General features: G+C 45.1%; 1 protein-coding gene and 1 pseudogene. Both read left to right on the top strand.

What is annotated here, in order from left to right; translation table 11 throughout:
• A pseudogene (locus tag ACTNBK_RS17165) lies at positions 1-194 on the top strand (hypothetical protein); the annotation flags it as partial.
• A gap of 40 nt (positions 195-234) precedes the next feature.
• On the top strand, positions 235-652 hold a 418-nt coding region (locus tag ACTNBK_RS17160; protein WP_441147908.1), incomplete at its 3' end, for a replication initiator protein A.

Raw genomic sequence — 652 nt, 5'->3', positions numbered from 1 at the left:
GCCGAAACCCAAGTCGGAATGTGATGGCTGTCCCTATGGGCGAGATCACCCGTGCATTGGTTGGTGTACGAAGAAGGTTATGCGTGAAGTGGGGCTTCGTTGATATGGATGTGTATGAACAGGAATACCGCTTCTGCTTTTTTCCCGATGTCCTTATGAAAAGACGGATACGACTTTCCGCAGCATTCCGCTGACAACAGAAAGTTTTCCGCAGAAAGAAGGTGGTGAAGCCGTGTGAGTTTTGATTATTTTTACGGTCAGCAATCCGATCTATTCACATTCTATCGAGTTCCGAAGGTGTTGTTCACGAACGAGAGGTTCTGGAATATTTCTGCCGATGCCAAGATGCTGTATGGCATTTTGCTTGACCGCATGAGCCTGTCTGCCAAGAATGGTTGGATAGATAAAAACGGTCGAGTGTATATCATTTTTACAATCGACGAAGCGAAGATGGCTCTGAACTGTGCTGAACAAAAGGCTATCAAGCTGCTCAGTGAACTTGAGAAGAAAGCAGGATTGATTGAACGCAAGCGTCAGGGTCTGGGAAAGCCCAACCTGATCTATGTGAAGAACTTTATCTCTGCTGTGGATTCACAACTCTTGAATTGTGAAAATCACAATTCTGGAACAATGGAAATCACAACTCAAGAAC

It is taken from the genome of Intestinimonas sp. HCP28S3_D6 (genome assembly GCF_052065695.1).
Lineage (GTDB): Bacteria > Bacillota > Clostridia > Oscillospirales > Oscillospiraceae > Intestinimonas.
Note: the sequence above shows the minus strand (reverse complement) of the source record. Positions and strands in the feature narration are given on the sequence as shown.